Consider the following 24,019-nt stretch of genomic DNA (forward strand, 5'->3'; position numbering starts at 1 on the left):
TATAGACCCTGTAACAGCTTATGTGGTATGACTGAATGCAGATATGTCGCAAAAACAAAAAAAGCTGCGAAAAGGCAGCTTTTAACAAAATTTTTTCTGGCTATTAGCGTAAATTCAGCACATCTTGCATATCAAACAAGCCTACTTCTTTACCGGCTAACCAACCACAAGCACGCACCGCGCCTTTAGCAAAGGTCATACGACTGCTCGCTTTATGCGTTATCTCAACCCGCTCACCTTCAGTTGCAAATAACACAGTGTGATCACCCACCACATCGCCGGCTCGAACGGTTTCGAAACCAATTTCTTTTTGCGTACGAGGCCCTATTTGTCCTTCGCGGCCATACACGGCGCATTCTTTAAGGTCCCGTCCTAACGCATCAGCGACCACTTCGCCTAAGCGCAAAGCCGTTCCCGATGGAGAATCCACTTTATGACGATGATGCGTTTCTATTACTTCAATATCGTAATCATCGCCCAACGTTTTCGCGACAAGCTCTAAAACTTTAAAACACACGTTAACACCCACACTCATATTGGGTGCAAACATCACTGCTGTTTTATCTGCACACGCTTTTAAATGCGCTGTTTCCGCGTCGTTTAAACCGGTTGTGCCAATCACAATCTTTTTGCTATGGGCAACGCAAAAATCAAGATTCTGTTGAGTCAGTGCGGGTGTAGTAAAATCAATTAACACATCAAAGTCGTCTTTAGCCGCCTCTAGACTGCCAACTAACGCAATGCCTTGGCGACCGACACCAGCCAATTCTCCTGCGTCCGCACCGATTAACGAGCTTTCAGGATGCACAATTGCGGCCCCTAGCGTCACGCCTTCGGCTTGGCATACAGCCTCTATAAGCGTTTTACCCATGCGCCCAGCGGCACCAATAACTGCGACTCTCATGTTTTTAATTCCGTATTATTTAGCAACAACATCATCGTTTTTTTCAAGATCAAAGCGCTGGTTCATGTCGAGCGCGGGTTTATCGCATCCCGATGACCCAACCACCCGAGCAGGCACACCAACAACGGTTTTGCACGGTGGTACATCGTCTAATACCACACTTCCGCCGCCCACTTTTGCCCCTTTGCCTACTTCGATATTACCAAAGATTTTAGCACCCGCTCCAATCAGTACGCCTTCGCGAATCTTAGGATGACGGTCACCCGTTTCATTTCCGGTACCACCTAGAGTCACCGATTGTAAAATCGATACATCATTTTCAATGACACAGGTTTCACCTACAACAATACCGGTAGCATGGTCAAACATGACGCCTGATCCGATAATGGCAGCCGGATGAATATCCACCTGGAACACAGAACTTACGCGACTTTGAATATAGGACGCCATCGAACGCCGTCCCTGCCCCCATAACCAATGCGCCACTCGATGTGACAGCAAAGCATGAAACCCTTTGAGATACAGCAAGACTGTTGAGTACTTATCCACCGCTGGGTCGCGCGTATGTACCGCTATAATATCCAAACAAGCCGCGTTAAGAATGAAAGGATCAGTTGCCATCGCTTGATCAAGCAACTCGCGCAACAATATAGGAGACATCACATCATCAGCTAACTTACTCGCTAAGATAAAAGACAATGCTGACTGTAAATCATTATGGTTAATGATACTGGAATGATAGAAGCTGGCGAGAAAAGGCTCTATTGACACCTCCGCCTGCGCTTCTTTCTGAATGCTCAGCCATAAATCAGCTGGCGCTATGGTCAAGTTGGTCATGCTTATCCACCAGACTAAACGGGCCGCTTAGCGGCCCGTTAGGATCAATCTTCGAAGAACTTCTTCACTGAGTCGAAGAAGGAATGCTTTTTAGGGCTGTGCTTACTGTTACTACTGCCTTCTTCTGTTGCCGCCTGGAACTCTTTGAGCAGTTCCTTCTGACGAGAAGTCAATTTCACAGGGGTTTCAACAGCAACACGCACCATCAAATCACCCGCTCCACCGCCACGCACAGGTGCTACACCTTTTCCACGTAAGCGGAATAGTTTACCTGTTTGTGTTTCAGCTGGCACTTTCAGTTTTACACGACCATCTAATGTCGGTACTTCCAGTTCTCCGCCTAAGGCTGCATCAACAAAGCTGATCGGCACCTCACAATATAAATGACGACCATCACGCTCAAAGATAGGATGCTCAAGTACATTGACCTGAACATACAAGTCTCCCGATGGTCCACCATGAGAGCCTGCTTCACCCTCGCCGGATAAACGAATACGATCGCCCGTATCAACGCCCGCTGGAATCTTAACAGATAGCGTTTTGGTCTTCTTAACGCGTCCCTGACCATGACATGAGTTACAAGGATCAGAAATAATCTTACCTTCACCACGACACGTAGGGCAGGTCTGCTGAACAGAGAAGAACCCTTGCTGCATACGTACTTGGCCCATACCACCACAGGTGTTACAGGTTTTAGCACTTGAACCAGGCTTAGCACCGCTACCGTCACAGGTCTCACAACCGACAAGCGTAGGCACTTTGATCGTTTTCTCGATACCGCGAACGGCTTCTTCTAGTGATAAGTCCATGGTGTAACGCAGATCAGCACCACGCTGAACTGAGCTACGACGGCCACCGCCGCCTCCGCCACCAAAGATATCGCCAAACACATCACCAAACACATCCGAGAAGCCACCGTCAAAACCGCCGCCCCCGCCGCCCATATTCGGATCGACACCCGCATGGCCGTACTGATCGTAAGCCGCTTTTTTCTGGGCATCCGACAATACTTCATAAGCTTCATTAACCTCTTTAAACTTATCTTCAGAGGTTTTGTCATCGGGGTTACGGTCAGGATGGAACTTCATCGCCATGCGACGAAATGCTTTTTTAATTTCCTGATCACTGGCGTTGCGATCAACACCTAAAACGTCGTAATAATCTTTCTTAGACATATCCGGTTCTATTCTACTTCAGCGGTTAGCTCCCGCCGGGAGCCGGACACGACAACGCGGGCCAAAGCCCGCGCTGCCACACATACTACTGATTAGGGCAAGCGCGATGCTTACTTCTTATCATCTTTCACTTCTTCAAACTCAGCATCGACAGCGTCATCAGCCGTGGCTTGCTCTTCACCTTGCGGCTGAGCTTCGCCTTCTTGAGCGGCTTCGGCATACATCTTCTGAGCCAATCCAGACACCGCTTCAGTTAGCGCCTCTGTTTTGGTATCGATGTCTGCTTTGTCATCAGCTTTCAATGCTTCTTCCAAGGCAGTGATTGCGGCTTCAATCGCAGCGGTTTCTTCAGCTGTAGCTTTATCGCCAGCTTCTTTCAGCGTTTTCTTCGCTGAATGAACCATTGCATCACCTTGGTTACGCGCTTGAGTCAGCTCTTCGAACTGCTTATCAGCATCCGCGTTAGCTTCTGCATCACGAACCATTTGTTCAATTTCTTCATCGCTCAAGCCTGAAGACGCTTTGATAACGATCGACTGCTCTTTACCTGTCGCTTTATCTTTAGCTGACACGTTCAAGATACCGTTAGCATCCAAGTCAAAAGTTACTTCAACTTGTGGAACACCACGTGGAGCTGGTGGAATATCAGCCAAATCGAAGCGACCCAAAGATTTGTTCTGAGATGCTTGCTTACGCTCACCTTGAACAACATGGATGGTTACCGCGCTTTGATTGTCTTCAGCTGTAGAGAAGATTTGAGACTTCTTCGTTGGAATAGTCGTGTTCTTCTCGATCAACGGAGTTGCCACGCCGCCCATTGTTTCGATACCCAATGTCAACGGTGTAACGTCTAATAAAAGCACGTCTTTAACATCACCCGACAGTACAGCACCTTGGATAGCTGCGCCAATCGCTACGGCTTCATCTGGGTTTACGTCTTTACGCGGGTCTTTACCAAAGAACTCAGAAACAACTTTCTGAACCAATGGCATACGAGTCTGACCACCAACCAAGATAACTTCGTCGATATCAGAAGCGCTTAAACCAGCATCTTTCAATGCAGTGCGACAAGGGTTGATTGAGTTAGTAACCAGCTCTTCTACCAAAGACTCTAACTTCGAACGTGAAATCTTAACGTTCAAGTGTTTTGGTCCAGTAGAGTCAGCCGTAATGTAAGGCAAGTTTACGTCGGTAGACTGCGCAGACGACAACTCAACTTTCGCTTTTTCAGCACCTTCTTTCAGACGTTGTAGCGCCAACGGGTCGTTGTGCAAATCGATACCGGTTTCTTTCTTAAACTCAGCAGCCAAGTACTCGATCAAACGCATATCGAAGTCTTCACCACCAAGGAAAGTATCACCATTTGTAGCTAATACTTCGAACTGGTGCTCACCATCAACATCTGCGATTTCGATGATAGAAATATCGAATGTACCACCACCCAAGTCGTAAACAGCGATCGTTTTATCGCCTTTAGACTGGTCCATACCGTAAGCTAATGCAGCGGCTGTTGGCTCGTTGATGATACGCTTAACGTCTAGACCAGCGATTTTACCTGCGTCTTTTGTTGCTTGACGCTGAGCATCGTTAAAGTAAGCAGGAACCGTGATAACCGCACCTGTCACTTCTTCGCCAAGGAAATCTTCGGCGGTCTTTTTCATCTTTTTAAGTACTTCAGCTGACACCTGAGGAGGCGCCATTTTCTTGCCGTTTACGTCAACCCATGCGTCGCCGTTGTCGGCTTCGATGATTTTGTAAGGCACCATGCTGATGTCTTTTTGTACGACGTCGTCTTTGAAGCGACGACCAATCAAACGCTTGATAGCATATAAAGTATTATGCGGGTTAGTCACCGCCTGACGCTTAGCAGGCTGGCCTACTAATGTTTCGCCATCTGTAAAAGCAATAATCGAAGGCGTTGTGCGGTCGCCTTCAGCGTTTTCAATAACGCGTGTTTTTTCACCATCAAGAACCGCTACACAGGAGTTTGTGGTTCCTAAGTCGATACCGATTATTTTACCCATGTTTCTTACTCCGACTATTCAGCACCGCTATTTAGCGTGCGTTCAATCAATTAAATACCGTTGATGTCTATATGGTTGCGCCAAACGTTTTTTCAAGGCAATTTGGCGATTTTTTTAACCCTGAACGACAACAACCATGGCAGGGCGAATCAAACGACCGTGCATTGTGTAACCTTTTTGCATCACCGCCATTACGGTGTTTGCTTCATGGTCAGGCGACGGTACCATCGACATTGCTTGGTGCAATTCAGGATCGAATGGCTGGCCTTGCGGATCGACTTGTTCAATATTAAATTTAGCTAAACCACTGACGAACATTTTGTGCGTCATTTCAACGCCTTCACGCAACGCTTTTGTGGCCTCATCATCAACGCTACAAGCGTCCAATGTGCGCTCTAAACTATCGATGATAGGCAGCATTTCGTTAGTGAATTTATCCAAACCAAATTTGTGCGCTTTTTCAACATCTTGCTCTGCACGACGGCGAACATTTTGTAGTTCAGCGGTTGCTCGCAAGGCTTGGTCTTTCAGTGTAGCGACTTCATCTTGCGCAGCGGCAAGTGCCTGCTGTAGCGCCTCAACATCAGCAACCACTTCGTTGGCCGCATCGTCAGCCGCTTGTTCTGCTACGTCAGCAGCGTCCGTTTCCTGAGTGTTTGTCTCTTCAGGGGTCGGCTCATTCGGTTTTGTCTGTTCTTCAGCCATTGGGGTCTCCGATTTAACGCAATCAAACTCAACATTAACTGCTGCGTTTTATGGGGACATAGCAACGGGTTTCAACCCTTGGGCAGATAATTTTTTACTAAACGTCTACCGTTAGTCATTTTTTTATTGATCAACAATTGCGCAACGCTTAAAAATGCCTTATACATAAACACTGTATAAATAACCATGTGTGAGTTTAGCGATGCTAGCACAACTATCGATTCGAAATTTTGCAATTGTTGAAGCTCTTGATCTGGATTTAAAGGCAGGCATGACCGTCGTCAGCGGCGAAACAGGAGCTGGCAAATCGATTATGCTTGATGCCCTTGGCCTTACGATGGGCGACCGAGCCGAAGCCGGAAGCGTTCGCTTAGGTGCCGAACGTGCTGAAATCATAGCCAGCTTTGATATCAGCCAGCTAACCGAAGCCCGTGAGTGGCTAACCAGCCAAGATCTGGATTCTGATAATGAATGCATTATTCGTCGTGTTATCACCAAGGAAGGACGCTCGCGCAGTTATATTAACGGACAAGCGTGCCCATTGAATGCACTAAAGCAGTTGGGTGAACACCTCATTGCGATACATGGCCAACACGAACACCAACGCCTGCTTAAAAAAGAGCACCACCGAGAATTACTCGATCAGTTCTCACAAAGCACGGCCCAAGCCAAAAAAGTCGCCCAACTGTTTAACGAGTGGAACGCACAAAAAAAGCAATTGAATACGTTGCTTAACCAAAGCGCAGAGCATCACGCCAAAGTACAGCTGCTTAGTTATCAAGTTGAAGAGCTTGATCAAATCAATTTACAAACCGACGAGCTGGCCGAGTTAGAGTTAGAGCAAAAAGAACTCAGCCAAGCAGGCGAAATTCTGCATAACGGGCACCACTCGCTCAATTTAATGACCGATGGCGATGGTGACAATTGTGAGCAACTGCTCAATCAAGCATTGCACTCACTCGCCAACCTGAATAACGGGGCACCAGCAATCAACCAAACTATTGAGCTGCTTCAAAGCGCTCAAATTCAAATCCAAGAAGCTGGCAACGAACTCCGACATTACTTAGACCGGGTAGAAATGAACCCGTCGCGCTTACAAGCGGTTGAAGATCGCCTCTCAGTCCTGTTTGAGTTAGCGCGTAAACATCGCATTACACCAGAAGAGATCCCCGTATTTCATCAAGCATTGCAAACCGAGCTTGATGAACTTAATCATTCAGATGAAGCTCTAGAGGCCTTATCGCAACACGTTGAACAGTTGCAGCAAGATTACACACAAGCGGCCGCCAAACTCACGCTGCTTCGCCAAAAAGCCGCCAAAAAACTCAATAAACTGGTAGATGAGCAACTACACCTACTTGGCATGAGCTCTGCGGCATTTATAGCCACACTGCACCCTGTGGACAAACCGCAAGTCACTGGCGCTGAGGATGTTGAATTTCTTATTACGACGAATAAAGGGCAACCCCCTCGCCCGCTGGCCAAAATAGCATCAGGTGGTGAGCTGTCACGTATCAGCCTAGCTATACAAGTAATTACAGCCCAATGTTCAACCACACCCACGCTCATTTTTGATGAGGTAGATGTCGGTATCGGCGGAGCTATCGCCGAAGTCGTTGGCCGCTTATTGCGCCAACTGGGTCAACAGGCCCAAATACTTTGCGTCACGCACCAACCGCAGGTTGCCTCACAAGGACACCAGCATTTGTTTGTCAGCAAACGGTCTGACCGTGCATCCACTCATACACGTATCAATGAGCTGGCTAAAGATGAGCGTGTTCAAGAAGTGGCGAGGATGCTGGGCGGCATTGATGTAACACAGCGCTCAATCGATCATGCGCGCGAAATGTTAGGCACCGTCCATTAAGACTGAGGCATGTCACTTTAATAGGACACAAAAAAACCGATTAGGCCGCTACAGCCTAATCGGTTTCTTGGCATACTGAAGGGCTCTAGCCTACACAGAGCCTGACACAGTCACGTAATTTATACTCTAGCTTTCTACACAACCGTCTGCGCACACACCATAGAGGTACAATGTACGATCAGTGATGTTAAAGCCAAGCTCTTTTGCAATTTCATTCTGACGCTCGATCAGAACTGGGTCTGTAAACTCACGTACATGGCCGCACTTAACGCATACGATATGATCGTGCTCTTCTTCTCGCGCAAGTTCAAAAACAGAATGACCACCTTCAAAGTGATGACGAGATACTAACCCGGCCGCTTCAAATTGAGTCAGCACACGATAAACAGTTGCCAAACCAACATCTTCGCCCATACCCATCAGAAGCTTGTAGATATCCTCTGCACTGAAGTGATCGCCTTCTCCCGCCTTCTCAAGGATCTGATAGATCTTAACGCGAGGCAGGGTAACCTTCAGGCCGGCTTTTCTTAACTCTTGATTTTCGAGAGACATTTTCTTTACTCTATTGATTCAGTCTACTGGATGTTAGACTCTATTATCTTTATTTACACGTCAAAGTGGAAGTCATTTACCCATGCGAAAGGTTTTAATCAGCGTAGCTTTAGTCACCTTACTCACCGCTTGCTCAGAATTCCCCGGTGTATACAAAATCGATATTCCTCAAGGTAACGTCGTTACGCAAGAGCAACTCAACCAACTTGAAAAAGGTATGACACCTAACCAAGTACAATACATTTTAGGCACACCACTTGTCACGGATACCTTTAGCAACAATCGTTGGGACTATATTAGCAGTCTAAGCGTCGCTGGCGGTGACCGCGTCCAAACTCATATTACTGTTTTCTTTGAAGAAGGTAAGCTAGATCATTTAGAAGGCCTACCTACCGAAACAGTACAACCTGCTGTAGCTCCCGCCGAATAACAAGGTTGCTAGCGTACTTCTTATGCGAAAAGGGCTGATTTTTTCAGCCCTTTCGTATTTTAGCAGTCATTTACACCTTAGGCATAACGCCTGCACAATTATGTACCTGAAGCTTCTGCCTCTTTTTGCGCTTTCATCTTCGCTGCACGTTTAGCGCGGGCTTCTTTTGGATCAGCAATTAACGGACGATAAATCTCAACACGCTGCCCCTCTTTAAGCACCGTCGTTTTTGGATCTCTTATCGCCTTACCGTAAATCCCCATGGGGTCTGATTCGCAATTAATCTGGGGAAATATTTTTTCAATCCCCGACAATTTTACAGCGTCATACACGGTCGTACCCGGCTCAACCTGCAAGGCCACAATACGCTGCTGGGTTGGCAACGCATAGGTTACTTCCACATTTATTAAATCTGCATCATCACTCATGTTCTTCACCCACTATACGGCCTAGCCATGAATTGCATCAGCCCGCTGCACAAATGCATCGACCATCGTTGCAGCAACCTGATTAAACACTTTACTCATCGCCAAAGCGGTGAGCTTTCCTGCAAATTCAAAATTAAGATCTAAATTTACTTTGCAGGCTTCATCGCTTAACTTTTGGAACGTCCACACACCCGACAACGTCGAAAAAGGCCCTTTCACTAAGGTGATTTCCATTTTTTCCGGACGCTCTAAATGGTTAAACGTCGTAAAACTATACTTGAGGCCAGCCTTAGCTAAGTGCAAGGTTGCCTCTATCGACTTATCATCTTCATGATGAACCTCAGTACTAGCGCACCATGGCAAAAACTCAGGGTAGGCATTTACATCGTTCACAATGTTAAACATCTGCTCTTGTGTGTGCATCACCAATGCACTGCGCTTAATATGGGTCATTTTCACCTTCTACTCTATACAGCGAGCTTATTGTACAAATTTAGCGCGAAAATTGCTGCAACGGCTGTTGGTGCGATAAATCGAATAGCCAAGTACCACGCGTTAAACCAAAAAGGATTGCGTATAGCCAATTCGTTTTCCAAAGCCGGACGCTTCATCCACCAGCCTACGTAAATAGAAACTAGCAAACCACCTAAAGGTAGCATGATATTAGCGGTTGCAAAGTCCAACAGATCAAACACACCCATGCCTAACAATGTGTAGTCAGATAAAACATTAAATGAGCCGATACTCAAAAGCCCCAGCCCCCAGCCTAACAAGCCTAATCCGGTACAGGCGATTAAGCGATGAACCTTAAAGCGTTCGACAACCCAAGCGATCGAAGGCTCCATTAACGAAATAGCAGAAGTCCAAGCCGCCACTCCCACAAGCACGAAAAACAGAAACCCGAATACTTGGCCGCCAGCCATCTGCCCAAAAGCAACAGGCAACGTAATAAACATTAAGCCTGGGCCTGCTTCGGCACTCAATTGGTTAGCAAACACAATAGGGAAAATAGCCATACCTGCGACTAACGCTACCAGGGTATCTAACACGGCGATAATTAAAACCGTCCCCCCAATAGAGGCCTTTTTAGGCATATAGGCACCGTATGCGATCATTGCACCGATACCCAGCGACAATGTAAAGAAGGAGTGCCCCAGCGCGGTTAACACGGCTTCCCAGCTCAGTTCATCAGGGGAAAAGTGGAACAAGAAGGTCACACCTTCCATAAAATGCCCTGTGGTAAAAGAGTAGCCTAGCAACAATAGCAGTAACAAAAACAACGCCGGCATCAAAATGCGCGAAGCACGCTCTAACCCTTTATTAACTCCACCCACTAGTACGGCCATCACCAACACGACAAAAACCGAGTGCCAAATAAGCATGGTTTCAGGGTCGGCTAACAGGTTCTCAAATGTTGCTCCCACTTGCGCTTTGCCGGCATCAACAAAATCGCCATTTGCCATCGCCGCTATGTAATACAGCACCCAACCAGCAACCACAGAGTAAAAAGAGAAAATCATGAAACCTGCCAGCGCCCCGAGCCAACCAACAAGCCCCCAGCGACGCGAGAGGCCGGACTCTTTAGCGGTTTCGATCATCGAATTGATAGGGCTCATGCGCCCACGACGCCCCACCAGCACCTCGGAGATCATGATAGGAACCCCTACCAATAAAATGCACAGCAAATAGACCAGCACAAACGCGCCGCCGCCATTTTCACCTGTGATGTAGGGAAACTTCCAAATATTACCCAAGCCAACAGCCGAGCCGGTAGCCGCCAAAATGAATACCCAGCGGTTAGTCCATGAACCGTGAATTGACAGTTTTTCCTGCATAATGCTCTCTTAATACTTAACCAATAACGCCTAGAAGCGGGCATTGTTAACGTAAATAGCGATAAACACAACTTTCACCGCCTATCATATATACCGTTCAATGACTCATCCTCCCACCGGACACTGCTGTTTACTACCATCCGACAAAGACAACCAGTCACATAACGATAAACAAAATGCCATCATATTGCTTTCGCATCCCTGAACGCATCGCTATAATCAGCGGCTATGGCTAAACAGAAGAAATCAAAAAACACGGGCAACACTATCTGTCTTAACAAGCGCGCTCGGTATGAATATCATATCGAAGAAAAGCTTGAGGCCGGACTGTGCCTGACCGGTTGGGAAGTAAAAAGCCTTCGCGAAGGCCGCGGACAACTTGTCGATTCATACGTCATTTTCAAAGACGATGAAGCATGGCTAGTTGGCGCTCACATAACTCCACTTATCCAAGCCTCGACTCACTACGTGACAGAACCGCGTCGTGATAGGAAGCTACTACTCCACCATCGCCAAATCAGCCATTTTATAGAAGCAACAGAAGCAAAGGGTTACACCTCTGTCGCCTTGTCTCTATATTGGAAAGACGGCAAAGTTAAGTGCGAAATAGCCTTAGTAAAAGGTAAAAAATTGCACGACAAACGAGAGACCGAAAAGAACCGTGATTGGGACCGCCAAAAACAACGCATCATGTCGAATGCGAACTAAAACGGCTGAACCTCTTTCCATTTGTTAGGTCTTACTCCATAATGCTCCACCTCCTGGGGGTGACTTGGATTCGACGCCGGTTACAAAACCTTAGGTGCATGTCGTGAGTGTAGTGAATCACGTAAATCCATTACTACACAGTTATAGTTGCTAACGACGATAACTACGCTCTAGCAGCCTAAGGGCCGCTAGCGCCGCACTCAGAGGTGTCTGTAACTCAGAGGTTCGCGGTGTCATTTGAGACAGAACCGCCCGGATGCTTCGCCTTAAGCTGAACGGTTAAAACTAAAAAGGCTCGCCCTAAACACCCTGACTCTCGGGTCGTGCTGGGTTAACTCAATAGAGAAGTCTAAACATGTAGATCTTAGGGCAGCGGATTGGCGGACGCGGGTTCGAAACCCGCCACCTCCACCAAATTCAGGAACGATTCAAACCGTTCCAGACCAACGCAGGCTAGCAAATACGCGGCCTGCAGCGGTTCCCTAAACCTTTCCCACTTAGTCCACACTGGTCAACATCGGCCTACAGCTCGTCTCAATTTCGTCACAAATTCGGCACCGAATGATGTCGATACGCTTTGTGATGCACTCAAGCCTATTGGTACTCGCCAGTGCCACGACTTCCGCAAACGCATATTTACTACTCATCAGAGCCTTGCTGAGGACCTTGTACGAAGCTATTTAGAAACCGCCCAAGAAAAAAGCTACGTCGATGCCAGCACAGCACGATTAGAGACTATTACAGCTCGATGTACTTCTACCTGATTCCAAACTTCGGAAAACTGACTCTTGAAGAGCTCAAGATAGCTCATGTTTATGAATGGCTATAAACCGTCAATATAAGTAACAAACGTATTAATAATGTTGGGGCCTCTGCGCCAAGCCTTTCAAGAAGCCTCTACTAAAAACGAGCACCGTGTTTTTCATGCCCCTAGGGCTGATAAACCGTGGAGTGGGGGTCACATCATAAAAAAGCGCTTATGGATTCCTGCGCTTTATAACACTGGTGTAGACTATCGAAACCCCTACCAGACTAGGCACACATTCGCTTCAATGTTACTCTCGGATAATAAGAATCCCCTTTGAGTTACGCAACAAATGGGACATAAGGACTGGGGAATGATAAGGAAAGTCTATGGCAGATGGATTAAAAAAAATTAATACAGATATCAAATCAGTTCCTTTAAAAAAAGACTTTTGGTTCTGGTTTCTCACATTAGCCCCAATCTTACTATCTTTGGTAATAGGGTTATTATTTGCCTACAACGAAAACTACAAATTCAACCCAAGCATAGAAGGTATAAAAAAGCTAAGTGAAGAATTTAAATTTTTCATTTACTCTGCAGGTTTATCCATACCTATAAGCGGGATATACGCTGCAATAAAGAGATCCGAAGAAACTCATCACCAAATTGAATTAACACAAGAACAAAATAGATTCACCAACTACTTCAAACACTTAGAAGAATTCATAAAGCATATTGAAAAAAGAAAATAGAAATATTTATACCTCCTTCCCAAATGCACAAGTTTGTTTATCCTGACTTTACTTTTGACCCTTCCGATCAATCTATACTTATTTACAATAGAATAAGCGAATTCCTCTATAACAAAATTGGACTTAGAGTTGACATAGAATGTGATTTAGTTGAAATACACAATATTTTAATAGATATCCACCTTCAAGTTAGACTACAACATACGTTTAAACTAAATGACAAGCTTATTGATTTCTTTGATTATTTAGCCTACAGCTTAGAGTTTTCACCGTTCAGTACAAAGCTTGAAAAAATTTATATTAAAGCATCAGAAAAGACGCCGCAGATAGAAGCGTTAGATATTTACTACGATACAATCTCAGCAATTGAATTACAAAGTTTCACTGAAAAGTATTTTTCAGAAAAAAGTATTTATTATATCTTATTTTATATTTTTAACTCTAACTACAGAAATACCCCGCTACACAATAAAGATAAAATTTTAAAAAAATTGAGTCTTTAAGTACGGTTCAACTACAATCAGTAAAAAATTTCGCAGAAAAGAGGATAACCATGACAAAGCAAACATATATTGTCTTGGATATAATTACCTATCTATATGGCGCTATCGAGACACGAAAATATTTAACAAATTGATTTAATTATGAAAAAAGAAGGTTCAAAACCCTCCACCAAACACCTTGAAAGCCTCGCAACTGCGGGGCTTTCGTTTATTTAGCGCATAGCTTAATAACCTAAATATAGCTCGCCACTATAGTGTCCAGCTGTTGCATCAGTTGAGCTACCTTTTGGCTGTTGAGCGCGTCGGGGTGCGGGTCTGAAAAATCGGGAATGTCGTTATCGAAATACAAGCCCGATGCTTCGGCAAATTCATCAGAAAGCGCGGCTTTGACCAAAATATCCGCTCCTCGTGTTAAGTCGCTTCCAGAGATGCCATAAGCCTCTTTAACCATTTTGCTCCCTAAAAGGGAAGCGGGGTTAACGGCAACGACTACAGGGCCTTGCTTCCCTAGCTGTTCAGCGAGGCCGCGCGACCACATCGTGAGCGCGAGCTTACTTTTGGCATACACTTGCCCGCTGGGTAGAGAGCTTGGTTGCTGTAACTCAGCAGGGTTTAAATCGGCTTGGGCTGCCGATGATAAGTTAACAACCCTAGCATCAGGTTTGAGTTGCGCCAGTAGTCGTCGTGTTAAGAGGTAAGGCGCTATGGTGTTAACGGTAAAGCGAGTATCTAGACCTTCCTGTGTGGTGGTGTCTGCAATCGTGTGTACTCCCGCATTATTAATGAGAACATCCAAGGTTGGATAATGCTCACTCACCGTCTTGGCTAGGGAGGTTACTTGTTGCAAGCTCGATAGGTCTGCTACAAAAGCTGCCAGCTTAGCGGTGGGCGTTTCTTGCAGTATGGCAGTCTGCGCAGCCTGCAATTTTGATTCATTTCGGCCATGCAGAAGGACGGTGTGCCCCAATTTAACTAGCGCGTGGGCTGTGACTAACCCGATACCGTCTGTCGACCCTGTAATCAGAATCGTTTTTTTCATCCCTTTATCCCCTTGGTCTGCGATCTGCATACCTTTATACCGTGCTTAGGCGTCAGAAATAACAGCGTTAAATAAAGAAAGAGTTTTGTGTATTTATTGATTATGAGAAATACGGCGATTCTGTAAAGTAATCCGAGAAATAATCAATAAACGCCCTAACCTTAGGTGCTACAAGCCGAGAACTTGGATACATCGCCCAGAGAGCAGTACTGCTAATGAGTGGATAATCTTTTAGTACGTGAACCAACTCCCCCCTTTGAATGTTGTCATAACAGCACCACGTTGAACTAACAGTGAGACCTAAGCCGCTAATGCAGGCATCGCGCGCGGCTTCTCCATTATCTGTGCGTAATTTGTTGTTTGTTTTAATGCTTTGCTTGCCGTCTGGCGTTTGAAATACCCATGTTTCTAAGCCCATTAAGTTGACACATTGGTGATTAACAAGCTCAGCGGGAGTGGCGGGTTCGCCATGCTGATCAATGTATGCTGGGGCAGCGCATACCAGCCGCTTTACGGGCGCTAGTTTTCGGGCAATCATGCTGGAGTCGTGCAGCAGCGCATCCCGTATTGCAATATCAAAACCACCTTCTACCATATCGACAACGCTGTCACTAAGATACAAATCGACAGACAAGTCAGGGTAACGGGCTAAAAAAGGTTCGAGCGCGGGCAGTAAATGCATCCGCCCTAAGGACGCTGGTGCCGCAATGCGTAATCGCCCCTGTGGCTTTGCGTTACCAGCACCAATTGAAGCTCGCGCCGCCTCAGTGGACTCAAGCACTGCCAGTGCATGCGGTAAAAACGCCTCGCCCTCTTCCGATAATGAGACTCGACGGGTAGTGCGATGGATAAGCCGAACTCCCAAGTCCGCTTCTAATTTATTCATGTGCGCACTGGCCACAGCAGGCGATAAGCCCAACTCTTTCCCAGCTAAACTGATGTTGTGAAGTGCCGCAACACGAACAAAAAGTGCTAGATGATCAATATTCATACGCACCATTATCAATAAAAACTAAAAAGTGATTAGCTTATTTAACATATTATCAACGTTCAAAGCTATAAATATACTGGCTCTATCACTTTTTAAGGAGCCATCACAATGAAAGCAATGATCATTAACGCCTATGGCGACAGCGATGTTTTTGCATTAGCCGATGTCGCAAAGCCCGTTGTAAAACCAGGCCACGTTCTTATTAAAGTCGCGGCTACTAGCGTTAACACCGTAGATACTATGATACGTCAGATGGGCAAAGAGCTTCCGCTTTCTCCTGATTTACCAGCGGTACTTGGGATGGATTTTGCAGGCACAGTAGAAGCCGTCGCTGACGATGTCACCACTTTCAGTGTAGGCGATGAAGTATATGGCTGCGCAGGTGGCCTAGCCGATATCCCCGGGGCGCTGGCAGAATATATGTTAGCAGACGCCAAACTGATTGCTTTTAAGCCTAAGTCATTGTCGATGCAAGAAGCCGCTGCCATTCCCTTGGTCGGTATTACCGCTTACGAAGGCTTAATGCGTGCAGGCATTAGCAAAGGCCAAAAGGTGCTGGTTCATGGCGGGTCTGGAGGCGTAGGTCATATTGCATTACAGCTAGCTAACTACTTTGGCGCTGATGTTTATTCAACAGGCGGTGGCGACAAACAACTGGATTTGATTAAGCAACTGGGGGCTACTGCCATTAATTATCGCACCGAGTCTGTTGCTGATTATGTTGCCAGCTACACTGACGGTGCAGGTTTTGATGTGGTATTTGACTCTGTAGGGGGCGCTAACCTAACGAACTCTTTCGATGCAGCTGCCTTAAATGCTCATGTGGCGACAACTGTGTCGATGCTGGAAGTTGATTTAAACACAGCTCACTTTAAAGGCTTGTCATTACATGTCGTGTTTATGTTGATACCTATGCTTTACAACCACAAACGGGAAGTGCATGGCGATATCTTAACGACTCTGGCCGAAATAGCTGATGCAGGAAAGCTTAAGCCTATCGTAGATAGCGAGCAGTTCAGTCTTGAAGACGCCGGTAAAGCTCATGACCGCCTAAACAGCGGCCAAGCATTAGGCAAGGTCGTTATCAACGTGTAATCCGGCTATCATCGGCCCCTATAAAGCTTCGCACACGCGGAGCTTTTTTATTGGCACTTAATCAGCAAACAAACGCCGCGATAAATGACACTGATTACCTTAGCGCATTGAATGAAAAGCCTTAAAAGTAAAACCCAAGCTTGAGGGAAAGCTCTTCAGCTTGGTCATGATCATATACTAACCGGATATCGGTTACTTTTGACAAGGCTGCACGCAGCTCTGCTCTAAGCTTATAACGGCTACTGGCATCGTTATCCACAGCCGTGAGTGACTCCACAAAAAAGGTACCACTCAAGCGATGACCTGTTGTTACGTTTGTAAACGCTCGCACAGCAAGCTCTACGTTCGCATTGTGACTCACATTATCTTGCACAACGCCGCCTAAATACCCCCCTACCAGTAGATGCGGAGTTAATCTTTTAGATTGCCCGTAGTAAGCTTGTGTTTTAAAGGCCATACAATCATCACAACGCAAGTCGAGGGGCTCAATAAGGATATTCAGTTTCCAACTCTGCCCGTTATCTCCAGGTAACCCCGTGACGGCGGAATTTACGCTTTCCAAGTCGATCAGTGACAAGCGTTTCAGCGAAACCGTGCTGTCTTCTACCAACAATTCTGCGCTACCCATGCTTAATACTGAATCCGCTACGTGGCTCTTATCCGCATCCAGTACATCGTAATAAGCTGGGCGTAACCTAAACAGCAATCCATCGCCTTGCGCCGAATTGTGCCTTAAACCCACTTGCACCAAACTAGGAGCACGCCCTTCATGCGGTGCTGCCGTGCTTGCCGTTACAAAGCTGGCCTTTCCCACCGGCAAACGATAGCGCTCTAATAAGGCTCGCTGATAAAAAGCGTTTATTTTATTACTCGCTCTATCCTCTAACTCCCGAGAGATCTGTAAATAATCCAATAAGGTTTCAATAACCCTCTGTTGCGAAGCTACCGGCTCATGCTTATAGGTATCGCTTTCCAGCAATTTTGGATCGTCTACTAACTCATGTAACAACTTCTTTTCTCGTGCGGATAAAGAGGCATATTTGTCGTATAGCCTAGATTGGCGCGAGGGCCGATAAACCATTGTTTTAACCAAAGGCTGGCCTTTTACAGAGGCACGATGAACTGCCGTAATGAGCGATTGTGGTATGGTTACAGGCTTATCATCTAGGATATTAACACCGGTAGCGAGCTCGACTATCTCCGCCATTCGGTAAGCACAGTTTTTCTTAAAAAAGAAATAGGTATACTCTTTTTTTAAGACCTCCCACGCATGAGCCGCCATGAGTGCTGTATCCTCGGCACTCACATTGAGTTCGTACTCCCACATATCACGGAGTTCGTTATCACCATAGTTATTTGTATGGAAGTAATAACCAACCTCGCTGAAACCTCCGTCATAGCCGCCAAACACTCCTTTTAAGATGTAGGTAATCGGGTTTTCGGCATCGGGGACAATAGCTCCAAAGTTGATAGTTTTATCCAAATCGTGCGAGCGTTTTTGAGCCGTATTGAACTTTAAAAACGTATGCCCATAAAATGATGCGGGATTGCCTAAGTAGCCAGTGACATAAACAATGCTAATGGACTGGAAGTTCTCGCCTTCAGACCAATCCTCATAGGCTTTACACGGCACAGAAGCCGGTAAGGTTAGTTGCTTAGGCGCCCAACGTTTAAACCATAAATAACGAGCCGGAAATCGGCATTGAGCGTGTAGGTCGTTCGAGGAATCTTCTGCATAAAATGCGGTTAGTGTTGCACTAAGCTCGGCGATTGGGTCAGAGCGTCCGTTCTCGTCTAGGTAAAAATCAGGATGTTTGATCGCTCCCAAATAGCCTGAGCGCGTCGATGTATCACGCTCATAGTGCATTAATTTAAGCCATAAAATATCGGCCGATCGCTGCTGAAGGAGTCTACTATTAAATTCAGGCAGCGCGGCCGCCTGTGCACAAGACATCATAAAGCACATAACCACAAAGACGATACGACAGAGCATGAATAAGCATCTTTTCAATATTAGGTAATAAGAGAGAACTTCACCCAATGCTAGGCTTTGAGTGAAGTATATGTGTGCTTAGGCAGCGCAGACCTTAGCAGCAGAGGTTACCGTGTTGTAATAAGCCGATGCTTTTTCAACTGTGGTTTGGTTTGTGTAGTTTGCTGAGCCTACTTGCTCAGCCATGTCAGCTCGCACTGCGCTGATGACCGAAACGGCTTGTTCTTGCTGGCACCCGTAAATATCCATCATCGCGGCTAAACTTTCGCCTTGCCCCTTTGCCGTGTCTTCTGCCAGATTTTTATACGATTCCAAAATAAACTGTGCAGCCTGAACATTCTGAGCAGAACACGTTTCAGGGCTCAAGGTCGCAGAAGTAACAGCGGTTGTCCCTAAATCCCAAATGATATTAGACGATACTGCCGCCCAATGTGTGTCCTTAAATAAAGCGGCACCGATACCACAATCAGTGAATGGGTTTGGCCCTGTACCAGGTGCTTTTGTATCAGCTGCAAATGCAGTTGATGTCCCTGCGACACAAGCCGACGCCAAAGCCAAAGCACTAATTATCTTTTTAGTTTTCATAATTTATCCTTAATTTCCGATAGAACTTTGAACATCCATCCAAAGCGGCCGCCGAATATAACAAACGGGAGATATTGAAATATATAGGAATTTTTCCTAATTACAGACACTTTGTATGGATTAATACTAAGAAGATTATTGATCTACAGACGATACGCGGGACCGATTAAGGCATGTGTAAAAATAAAAAAGCCGCCAAGGGGGGGACCCTTAACGGCTTTATGTCACTGTACGCCTGCGCTGCTATTCCTGGTTGGGCTTCAGCTTGTAAGCAACAACATAATCGCCAATAGTTGTGCCTATTGAGCCATGACCACCAGCCACAATGACAACCATCTGCTCGCCTTTACTATTTAAGTAAGTCATGGGTGTTGCTTGACCACCCGCAGGTAAACGGGCTTCCCAAAGCTGCTTGCCATCGGTGAGGTTGTAGGCACGAAGGTAGTCATCTACAGCTGCCGCCATAAAAACAACACCTCCTTCAGTAATCACAGGACCGCCTATCCCCGGCACTCCCATTTTAATCGGGACTGGAATTGGCGATAAGTCTTCTACTGTGCCGTTTTTGTGCATCCATTCAATTTTACCCGTACGTAAGTCAGCACCCGCGACGAAACCCCATGGGGGCTGCTGACAAGGCACTCCTAACGGTGATAAAAAAGGTCCCATTTGTACGGCATAATCGGCACCGGCATTTTCATTGACACCTTGCTCACCTGTGTTTGTTTCACCTAATGCGGCTCCCTCTTTAGGGATCAACTTAGACGTAAAAGCAAGGTAAAGGGGCATACCGAACATCACTTGGCGCTTAGGATCTACCGCTATGCTACCCCAGTTGAAGACGCCAAAATTACCCGGATAAACGAGCGTACCTTGCGTGGATGGTGGCGTGTACTGCCCATCATATTTAAGTGATTTAAACTGGATGCGGCACATGAGTTGATCCAGTGGAGTTGCACCCCACATTTTCGCTTCAGTTAAAGGCTCAGGCTTAAAATTAAGTGCTGACTCAGGCTGTGTTGGCGAAGAAAAATCGCCCGGAATCGTTCCTTGCGGCGCTGGCTTTTCGGTAATGGGGAAGATAGGTTCGCCTGTTGCCCGATTAAGCACATAGACATCGCCTTGCTTAGTCGGGACCACTAATGCGGGTTGTACGCCACTATCAGTATCCAAATCTAACAACGAAGGCTGAGCCGGCGTATCCATATCCCATAGATCATGATGAATAAACTGCTGAACCCACTCAACTTGACCTGTTTCCAAACTCAGTGCAACAACAGATGTGGCGTATTTTTCTTCTGCCGGCGTTCGATACATGCCCAGTTGATCAGGCGTTCGGTTCCCCATAGGGAAGTACGCTAGGCCTAACGCGGGGTCTGCACTTGCTGTCGACCAACTATTCGGAGAGCTCGTGGCATATACTTCGCCTTCGCCTATGGGAGCTGTATCATCAGGATGACCTGAGTCCCAGTTCCACTTTAGCTCACCTGTTTTAACATCATAAGCACGAATAACGCCTGATGGGGCATTCACTGCATAGTTATCATTCACTGACCCAGCAACAATCACTACTCCACCAGCAACGAGCGGTGGTGATGTGGAGTAATAATAACCCGCCTGTTTGAAGGGCATGTTATGCATGAGGTCTAACTCGCCATCATTAGCAAAGTTGCTGCATCGCGCGCCCGTTTCAGGATCAATGGCGATTAAGCGTGCATCTGATGTTGGCAAAAACAGTTGTGCATCACATTGCATACTTGGCATGTTTTCAGCAGGGCGACTAGCTTTAACGGCTACGATCGATTCTGATGTAGATAAACCCGCTGGCGGTAAGTAAGAAACACCTCGGCATGTTTGGTGCTGACGCTGACTTTCAGCAGGTACTTTGGCGTTGTAGACCCATAGTTTTTCGCCAGTATCGGCATCTAATGCAACCACCCAGTTATGCGGGGTGCAAATATACAGTGCATTGCCAATTTTAAGCGGCGTTGCTTCATACGTTGTTTCGCCGACATCTTTAGGACCTTTCAGGTCCCCGGTGCGGTACTGCCAAGCTTGCTCTAAGGTTTCTACGTTATCAGGTGTAATTTGCGTAAGCGGCGAATAACGCTGCCCCAAGTTGCTTCGGCCATAACTTAACCAACTATCCGCGGGGACATCTCCTGTATCTGGGTTAGCAGAGACCGTCTCATTAGATAGGGTCCCCGACACCGTAGAGCTATCGGGCACAATAAGTGTAATCAGCGTGATAGCAGCCGTAGCTCCCCATATTGGCAGTAATAATTTATTACCGCCTTTTCCTTTAGTCCCAGTAGAGATAAACAAGGGAATGGTTAATATCAAAAACATCCCCATTCGGGTTGCCAGTGGCCACCAATCAAAGCCTGATTCGTAAATAGACCATATAAGGGTGCCGACAAGAAAAGCAGCATAGAGCAGCCGTGCAGCACAGCGGTTTTTCTTTATAAGAACGCCTACCGCCAGCAGCACAACACCGGCTATGGCATAGTACAAACTGCCACCTAACGTGATTAACCAGACACCGCCCAATAGCAGTGCCAAGCCTATCAACGCAAATAAAATGGAAAATATGATCATACAAAGATCCTTTTCATTGAGATTCCAGAAATATCGCTCGGCCACATTACGATAAAACAATCAGCGCTGTTTTTGACGGCCAAATGTTACTGAGCTTACTACAGGCAGACACAAGAAGAGTGTGTATGTTCCATAACATACACGAATGAATGTAATTTTCTTTTGTAACGAAATTGTCTTTTTGTAACAGCAAGTTACAAGCAAGCCTCAGTGGGCAACTCATTACGTAGACAGTGCTTTACGAGAACTCTTTCACCAAGTCCAGTGATGAATGTTTGCCAATCGTTTCGTAATGCTGATCTAGGAACTGCTGTGCAGATATTCGCCCTATATCGCGAAGTTTTTTTAGAAACTCCCACTCAGCATTTAATTTGCTGGAAGCCGACAATGGGTTTATTTCATCCGTCGCTTCAATACGATGAACATGAATATTCGAATAATGATCTTTATCGACTTTTTCGGATTTAACCAATCGCTGCACAAACTCAATGGATCGTAGCTCGCGTAAAAGCGAAGTATTAAACGAAATTTCATTCGCTCTATTGGCTATTTCTCTAGCCGTACGAGGAATTTCGCTTCTTTCTATCGGGTTAATTTGCACAATGACAATATCTTTGGATTTGGCTCCAAACAACGGATAAAGTGGTGGGTTACCAACATAACCGCCATCCCAATAAGATTCACCATCAATATTAACCGCTTGGTAAAGCTCCGGTAAACACGCCGATGCCATGACCATATCCGCTGTCAGCTCTTCTCGTTCAAAGACCTTGATTTTACCGGTCCGGACATTCGTTGCTGCGATAAACAACTTGAGATGCTTGCAAGAGCGTACTAAATCAAAATCCACCTGAGATTCCAACAGCTCTTTTAATGGATTGATATTTAATGGGTTAAAGTCGTAAGGCGAACTGACATGACTAATTAAATCGTAAAAGAAGTAACTAGGCGATAAATCAAAGCTCCAATTACCCGTGAGCACGTCCAACGGAGAGCGCTTAATTGGGCTCAAAGCACCGGCTTTAGATACTGCTCGCCAAAAGTCTTCTAAAGATTGGCGCGCGCCGTCTATACCACCTCTCATATAACCTTGCGCTAGTATCGTCGCATTCATCGCCCCTGCGCTTGTACCCGAGATCCCCTCAATACTAATGCGGCCATCTTCTAACAGATAATCTAATACTCCCCAAGTGTAGGCGCCATGAGAACCGCCACCTTGAAGGGCTAAGTTAAGCGATTTTTTTGGCATGTAACACTCCCGTTATAAACGCGAACTAGAACGTAATTTCTGAATATTAATACAGATAGAAAAAACGCCCAGTAAATACCAAGCGTCGTTCTAAAAAATGGTTAGCATTGATTAGTGTGCGGTCCAACCACCATCGATAGGCAAAATTGTGCCTGTCATCGATGAAGCAGCATCACTGCATAAAAATACAGCCATCGCCGCTACTTGCTCAACCGTAACAAACTCTTTAGTAGGTTGGGCAGCCAGCAATACGTTCTCTTTAACTTCCTCTTCCGTAATCCCGCGAGACTTAGCGGTATCAGCTATTTGAGCTTCCACCAAAGGCGTCCACACATAGCCTGGCGCGATAGCATTAACCGTAATACCCTTTTCGGCGGCTTCCAGCGCCACTGTTTTGGTTAAGCCTGCGATACCATGCTTTGCGGCTACATAAGCTGATTTGTACGGGGAAGCCACCAGCGCGTGCGCAGACGCCGTGTTAATAATGCGCCCCCAACCTTTTTCTTTCATGCCCGGCAGTGCCGCTTTAATCGTATGAAATGCCGAGGTTAGGTTGATACCGATAATGGCATCCCATTTTTCAGCGGGAAACTCATCAATTGGAGATACAAATTGAATACCAGCGTTATTCACTAAAATATCAACCGAACCGAGTTCTTTTTCTGCGGTTGCTATCATTTCGGCGATCTCGTCTGGCTTTAGCATGTTCGCTGATGAGTACAAGGCTTTAACACCAAACTCGGCCTCTAGTGAGGCACGTGTTTTTTCAATCTCATCCGCATCACCCAGGCCATTAATCATTACATTGGCACCTTCTTTGGCGAAGGCTTTAGCATAGGCTAGGCCGATACCTGATGTGGAACCGGTCACTACTGCGTTTTTTCCTTTTAACATGATCTTGCCCCTTACCATTTGGGATTGCTGAAGGCCCTGTGTTCGGTGGTTGCTAAATAATCGTGATCACACGCCTTCAAAAACTGTTAATTGACGATGCGATTTGTCGC

At 46.1% G+C, this 24,019-nt stretch carries 21 protein-coding genes and 1 other RNA gene; 6 read left to right on the plus strand and 16 right to left on the minus strand.

Going from position 1 to position 24,019, the window contains the following annotated elements:
* Positions 1-103: 103 nt before the first annotated feature.
* The 5 genes from dapB to grpE form a co-directional block, all read right to left on the minus strand.
* Positions 104-904, minus strand: coding sequence for a 4-hydroxy-tetrahydrodipicolinate reductase (gene dapB, locus OW491_RS13875; RefSeq protein ID WP_075179270.1), 801 nt, complete (start codon positions 902-904; stop codon positions 104-106).
* Positions 905-919: 15 nt separating this feature from the next.
* Positions 920-1,741 carry a serine O-acetyltransferase gene (gene cysE, locus OW491_RS13880; protein ID WP_075170919.1) on the minus strand — a complete coding sequence of 274 codons (822 nt, stop codon included), beginning with the start codon at positions 1,739-1,741 and terminating at the stop codon, positions 920-922.
* A gap of 44 nt (positions 1,742-1,785) precedes the next feature.
* Entirely contained in the window at positions 1,786-2,916 is a 1,131-nt protein-coding gene (gene dnaJ / locus OW491_RS13885) for a molecular chaperone DnaJ (RefSeq protein WP_075170918.1), read from the minus strand.
* Positions 2,917-3,026: 110 nt separating this feature from the next.
* On the minus strand, positions 3,027-4,940 hold the full coding sequence (dnaK, locus tag OW491_RS13890) for a molecular chaperone DnaK (protein WP_290036531.1): 1,914 nt from the start codon (positions 4,938-4,940) through the stop codon (positions 3,027-3,029).
* Between the two features lie 114 nt (positions 4,941-5,054).
* Positions 5,055-5,645, minus strand: coding sequence for a nucleotide exchange factor GrpE (grpE, locus tag OW491_RS13895; protein ID WP_075170916.1), 591 nt, complete (start codon positions 5,643-5,645; stop codon positions 5,055-5,057).
* Between the two features lie 202 nt (positions 5,646-5,847).
* Here grpE and recN point away from each other — a divergent pair, with 202 nt between their 5' ends.
* Entirely contained in the window at positions 5,848-7,512 is a 1,665-nt protein-coding gene (gene recN, locus OW491_RS13900) for a DNA repair protein RecN (protein ID WP_290036533.1), read from the plus strand.
* A 126-nt stretch (positions 7,513-7,638) separates the two neighbouring features.
* On the opposite strand, the gene fur is transcribed toward recN, so the two are convergent.
* Positions 7,639-8,064, minus strand: a complete 426-nt coding sequence (fur, locus tag OW491_RS13905) for a ferric iron uptake transcriptional regulator (protein WP_075170914.1) — start codon at positions 8,062-8,064, stop codon at positions 7,639-7,641.
* An 82-nt stretch (positions 8,065-8,146) separates the two neighbouring features.
* Between fur and bamE the strand changes: the two genes are divergently transcribed.
* Positions 8,147-8,494: an outer membrane protein assembly factor BamE gene (gene bamE, locus OW491_RS13910; RefSeq protein ID WP_075170913.1), complete on the plus strand. Its 348-nt coding sequence runs from the start codon at positions 8,147-8,149 to the stop codon at positions 8,492-8,494.
* A gap of 98 nt (positions 8,495-8,592) precedes the next feature.
* Here bamE and OW491_RS13915 read toward each other — a convergent pair whose 3' ends face one another.
* The 3 genes from OW491_RS13915 to OW491_RS13925 are packed head-to-tail and all read right to left on the minus strand — an operon-like array spanning position 8,593 to position 10,757.
* Positions 8,593-8,922 carry an RnfH family protein gene (locus tag OW491_RS13915; protein WP_075170912.1) on the minus strand — a complete coding sequence of 110 codons (330 nt, stop codon included), beginning with the start codon at positions 8,920-8,922 and terminating at the stop codon, positions 8,593-8,595.
* A 21-nt stretch (positions 8,923-8,943) separates the two neighbouring features.
* Positions 8,944-9,375, minus strand: a complete 432-nt coding sequence (locus tag OW491_RS13920) for a type II toxin-antitoxin system RatA family toxin (RefSeq protein WP_075170911.1) — start codon at positions 9,373-9,375, stop codon at positions 8,944-8,946.
* Positions 9,376-9,389: 14 nt separating this feature from the next.
* Entirely contained in the window at positions 9,390-10,757 is a 1,368-nt protein-coding gene (locus OW491_RS13925) for a sodium-dependent transporter (RefSeq protein WP_075170910.1), read from the minus strand.
* Positions 10,758-10,985: 228 nt separating this feature from the next.
* Between OW491_RS13925 and smpB the strand changes: the two genes are divergently transcribed.
* The 3 genes from smpB to OW491_RS13940 all read left to right on the plus strand — a co-directional run bounded on the left by smpB (position 10,986) and on the right by OW491_RS13940 (position 12,962).
* A complete protein-coding gene (smpB, locus tag OW491_RS13930; RefSeq protein ID WP_075170909.1) occupies positions 10,986-11,465 on the plus strand; it encodes an SsrA-binding protein SmpB in 480 nt (159 codons plus the stop codon).
* Between the two features lie 55 nt (positions 11,466-11,520).
* Positions 11,521-11,879: a transfer-messenger RNA gene (ssrA, locus tag OW491_RS13935) on the plus strand.
* Positions 11,880-12,599: 720 nt separating this feature from the next.
* A complete protein-coding gene (locus tag OW491_RS13940) occupies positions 12,600-12,962 on the plus strand; it encodes a hypothetical protein (RefSeq protein WP_290036538.1) in 363 nt (120 codons plus the stop codon).
* Positions 12,963-13,697: 735 nt separating this feature from the next.
* On the opposite strand, the gene OW491_RS13945 is transcribed toward OW491_RS13940, so the two are convergent.
* Positions 13,698-14,534: an SDR family NAD(P)-dependent oxidoreductase gene (locus OW491_RS13945; protein ID WP_290036540.1), complete on the minus strand. Its 837-nt coding sequence runs from the start codon at positions 14,532-14,534 to the stop codon at positions 13,698-13,700.
* A gap of 70 nt (positions 14,535-14,604) precedes the next feature.
* A complete protein-coding gene (locus tag OW491_RS13950; RefSeq protein WP_075179275.1) occupies positions 14,605-15,495 on the minus strand; it encodes a LysR family transcriptional regulator in 891 nt (296 codons plus the stop codon).
* A gap of 108 nt (positions 15,496-15,603) precedes the next feature.
* On the opposite strand from OW491_RS13950, the gene OW491_RS13955 reads away from it, so the two are divergent.
* Entirely contained in the window at positions 15,604-16,590 is a 987-nt protein-coding gene (locus OW491_RS13955; RefSeq protein ID WP_075179276.1) for a zinc-dependent alcohol dehydrogenase family protein, read from the plus strand.
* A 121-nt stretch (positions 16,591-16,711) separates the two neighbouring features.
* Here the strand turns inward: OW491_RS13955 and OW491_RS13960 are convergent, their stop codons facing one another.
* The 5 genes from OW491_RS13960 to OW491_RS13980 all read right to left on the minus strand — a co-directional run bounded on the left by OW491_RS13960 (position 16,712) and on the right by OW491_RS13980 (position 23,909).
* Positions 16,712-18,583 carry a DUF4105 domain-containing protein gene (locus OW491_RS13960; RefSeq protein WP_290036541.1) on the minus strand — a complete coding sequence of 624 codons (1,872 nt, stop codon included), beginning with the start codon at positions 18,581-18,583 and terminating at the stop codon, positions 16,712-16,714.
* A gap of 78 nt (positions 18,584-18,661) precedes the next feature.
* Positions 18,662-19,168 (minus strand): DUF3015 family protein, encoded by a 507-nt coding sequence (locus tag OW491_RS13965; protein WP_290036542.1) that lies wholly within the window; start codon positions 19,166-19,168, stop codon positions 18,662-18,664.
* Positions 19,169-19,411: 243 nt separating this feature from the next.
* On the minus strand, positions 19,412-21,766 hold the full coding sequence (locus OW491_RS13970; protein ID WP_290036543.1) for a glucose/quinate/shikimate family membrane-bound PQQ-dependent dehydrogenase: 2,355 nt from the start codon (positions 21,764-21,766) through the stop codon (positions 19,412-19,414).
* A gap of 238 nt (positions 21,767-22,004) precedes the next feature.
* Positions 22,005-23,015, minus strand: coding sequence for a patatin-like phospholipase family protein (locus OW491_RS13975; protein ID WP_290036545.1), 1,011 nt, complete (start codon positions 23,013-23,015; stop codon positions 22,005-22,007).
* Positions 23,016-23,126: 111 nt separating this feature from the next.
* Positions 23,127-23,909 (minus strand): 3-hydroxybutyrate dehydrogenase, encoded by a 783-nt coding sequence (locus OW491_RS13980; RefSeq protein WP_075170900.1) that lies wholly within the window; start codon positions 23,907-23,909, stop codon positions 23,127-23,129.
* Positions 23,910-24,019: the final 110 nt, after the last annotated feature.

The organism is Neptunomonas sp. CHC150 (genome assembly GCF_030397555.1).
Taxonomy (GTDB): Bacteria; Pseudomonadota; Gammaproteobacteria; order Pseudomonadales; family Balneatricaceae; genus Neptunomonas; species Neptunomonas phycophila.